This window comes from Streptomyces cahuitamycinicus (assembly GCF_002891435.1).
In the GTDB taxonomy this organism is placed as follows: domain Bacteria; phylum Actinomycetota; class Actinomycetes; order Streptomycetales; family Streptomycetaceae; genus Streptomyces; species Streptomyces cahuitamycinicus.
Window position 1 is genome coordinate 1 of sequence record NZ_POUC01000628.1, and the last position, 3,375, is coordinate 3,375.

Annotated in this window: 4 protein-coding genes; all 4 read left to right on the forward strand. The window is 69.2% G+C overall.

The features are described from left to right. On the forward strand, positions 1-1,113 hold a 1,113-nt coding region (locus tag C1J00_RS40620), incomplete at its 5' end, for a phosphoadenosine phosphosulfate reductase domain-containing protein (protein WP_219728411.1). Between the two features lie 49 nt (positions 1,114-1,162). Then, positions 1,163-1,783: a hypothetical protein gene (locus tag C1J00_RS40625; protein ID WP_102913861.1), complete on the forward strand. Its 621-nt coding sequence runs from the start codon at positions 1,163-1,165 to the stop codon at positions 1,781-1,783. A 124-nt stretch (positions 1,784-1,907) separates the two neighbouring features. Next, positions 1,908-2,795, forward strand: a complete 888-nt coding sequence (locus tag C1J00_RS40630) for a deazapurine DNA modification protein DpdA family protein (protein WP_219728412.1) — start codon at positions 1,908-1,910, stop codon at positions 2,793-2,795. A gap of 94 nt (positions 2,796-2,889) precedes the next feature. After that, positions 2,890-3,312, forward strand: coding sequence for a hypothetical protein (locus C1J00_RS40635; protein WP_102913862.1), 423 nt, complete (start codon positions 2,890-2,892; stop codon positions 3,310-3,312). The last annotated feature ends 63 nt before the right edge of the window (positions 3,313-3,375 follow it).

Genomic DNA, 3,375 nt, shown 5'->3' on the forward strand with positions numbered 1-3,375 from the left:
CCTCACGCCCCCAGGACGCCCGCCATGCAGACCGCGACCCTCTTCGACCTCCCCGCCATCCAGACGGCGCCCCTGAGCGCTTCCAAGGCCGCCCCGGCGAAGAAGGCGCGCCGCCCGCGCAAGGTGCACGCGTCCGTGCCGCTCACGCCGTCGACGACCATCCCCGACGAGCTGATCCGGGACGCGGACTGGATAGTCGTCTCCAGCTCGGGCGGGAAGGACTCGCAGGCGATGCTCTCGTACGTCGTCCGGCGCGCGAAGGCTCTCGGGATGCTGCACAAGGTCGTCGTCGTCCACGCGGACCTCGGCCGGGCCGAGTGGGAAGGGACGCGCGAACTCGCCGAGCTGCAAGCGCGTCTGTCCGGGGTCCGCCGGTTCGAGGTGGTGACGTCCGGCGTCGATTTCCTTGACCGCGTCGAGATCCGCTACGGCAAGCTCAAGGCCAAGGCGGAGAAGGAGGCCCTCGAGCGGGGCGAGGACCCGACGCAGGCGAAGGTCGCGCCGGCCTGGCCGTCGAGTGCAGCACGCTGGTGCACGAGTGGTGAAAAGCGGGGGCCGATCCGGACCCTCTACACGCGGCTCACCGCGGAACTCGCGCACCTGGGCCGTCCCGTGCGCATCCTGGCGTGCATCGGGCAGCGTGCCGCAGAGAGCGACCAGCGGGCGAAGCTCGCCGAGGTGGAGATCGACCTCGGGGCGAGCAACGGCAAGCGGCACGTCACCACATGGCGGCCCATCCACGCCTGGAGCGACCGGAAGGTGTGGCGCGAGATCGCCCGTTCCCGCCTGCCGTACCACCCGGCATACGACTGGGGAAACCGGCGCCTGAGCTGTGTGTTCTGTGTCCTCGGCTGCAACAACGACTTGGTGAACGGCGCGCGGCGCGTGCCGAAGCTCGCTGCGGCGTACGCCAAGACCGAAGTCAAGGTCGGGGCCGACTTCAAAAAGGGCCTGTCGATGCAGGAGATCATCCGGCGCGCGGCAGCTCTGGAAGCGACGGAGGGGCCCGCAGCGCGGCCACCGGTGGGCACCGCGATGGCCGCGCACGTCGGGCGGGCCATGACCGCCAAGTACCGCAACCGTCAGGCCGTGCTGTACGGCCTGGCCGCCTGACCCCGCACCCTGCCGACCTGCACCTGATCCTTCGAGGGAGAAACGAACCATGTCCGGCGCCCACCTGCTCTACAGCTACGCCATCACGAAGATGACGAAGGGCCAGCGGAAGGCCCTGCTCGCCGGCGTCGACGCCGGTGGGCGCCTGCCTGACGGTGTGGTGTCCGCGCGCGTGCTGGGGTCGATACCGGAGGCGTGGGCGCGCACCGACGAGGAGACCGGCAGCCGGTTCCTCACCCCCGAGGGGCGTGCAGCGCTCATCCCGATCGACCGCTACCGGCACCTGCGGCGTGCGAACCCGGAGACGGGCGCGGTATACGGGCTGAGCCACTACGACGGCCAGGGGCTGAGCCGTGACGGACTGGTGATCTTCCAGAACTGTGACGGCCGGATCGCGGAGGCCGCCGACCACTGGCGGACGGACGCCTACCCGTACATCACCACCCGCGGCCGGAAGCTGGTCGGGATGCCACTGACAGCTCCCACGTCCGCTGCTCGCCTGCCCTATCGCTCCCGGGCCGTTTGGAGGCGGGAGGGGCGGCCGGATGAGCTTGTGCAGGTCAACAGTTGGCCGTTCTCGGACGGCATGGTGATCGTGCACCCCTTGCAAACCAACGGGCTGGACTACCGGGAGACGGAGGCGCCGGCCGCCGAGCTTCACCCGAGCTGACCCGCCGCTCCAGTCGGGCGGTCCCCGCATTTCGTGGGCTCCCCTTCCCCGGATGTCTCATTGCTGTACTATTCTGAGTGTTGGCGGAGAGCACCGCCGACGAGTCCCGAACGAAGGAAACCGCGTGTCTTCTGCCGTCCTCTTCGACCTTCCGGCGTCCACCGAGAACAGTGCAGCCATGCGACCGGCCGCCCCGAAGAACCCCGGTCGCCGTTCGTACGACGACGTCGACCGCGTGACCTACCTGGGCACGCATCAGCCGTCGTGGCTCGCCCGGCCGGAGTTCGGCGAGGACTGCGTTCCCCTGTGCGTCGCGAACCACCGTCTCTCCGGCCGCAAGACCCTGCCGCGCGCCGTCACCCCGTGGATGCTGGACTCCGGCGGTTTCACGGAGCTGTCGAAGTACGGCCAGTGGACCGTCAGCCCGTACAAGTACGCCGCGGCCGCGCGGCGGTACTACGACGAGGTCGGCATGATGGACGTCTGCGCGATTCAGGACTGGATGTGCGAGGACGAGATCCTGGCGAAGACCGGTCTCACGGTGGAGCGCCACCAGTACAAGACCGTGGCGAGCTTCCTGAACCTGATGACGCTGGACGCGGATCTGCCGTGGATGCCCGTGCTCCAGGGCTTCACCCTCGATGACTACCTCCGGTGCGTTGACCTGTACGAGCGGGCCGGTATCGACCTCACGTATGAGCCGGTCGTCGGCATCGGCTCCGTTTGCCGTCGGCAGGCCACGGACGAAGCCGTACGCATCATCGAGACCCTGTGGTCCATGGGCATCCGCCTTCATGGCTTCGGTTTCAAGGTGACGGGTCTCCGTGAGGCCGCCCACCTGCTCTACTCCTCGGACTCCCTCGCCTGGTCGCTGAACGCCACCAAGCGGGCCCCGATGCCCGGGTGCACGCACAAGCACTGCGGGAACTGCCCGCGGTACGCCCTGGCGTGGCGGAACCGTCTCCTGAACTCCCTCCCCGATCACCGGCAGCTCCTCACGCTGACCGCCTGATCCACCAGACTTCCGGGGCGTCCACCACGGGCGCCCCGGGCCCCAACGCGGCGGGGTGAGCACTCCGCCACCGACCCGAACGAAGGGACACACCGTGTACCAGAAGCCGAACCTCGACGAGGCCCTCGCGAACCTGCGCACGAACACCGCCGACTGGAAGACCAGCCTCGCCCAGCACACCTCGGACGAGCGGAGGGGCAAGGGCTTCGCCTTCGACGTCCAGCTCCTGGAGGAGCGCGACGACATCGCCGCGAAGATCGTGGAGGACTTCGCCAAGATCGACGAGGTGATGTCCACGCACCGCGGCCTTGGCAGCGCTGCGCCGGCGTCGTGGCGCGTGGACGTCACCCCCGAGCAGATCGCCAACGCCAAGGCGCATTGGCCGGAGCTCGCCATCTTCGACGACAAGGTGATCGCGAACATGGCCGCCGTCGTCGGCATCCGACAGGTGCGGTACATGGCGCAGGTTGCCGTGCGGAACGCCCCTGAGTACCTCAAGGCCCGCGAGCCCAAGTAGGCACCACCGAGCCGTCCACGGCCCGCCCCAGCCCCGGGAGCGGCGCCGTGGACGGCTCGGTGG

Coding starts and splice junctions, on each gene's coding strand:
- C1J00_RS40625 (WP_102913861.1), top strand. CDS start 1,163: ATGTCCGGCGCCCACCTGCTCTACAGCTACGCCATCACGAAGATGACG.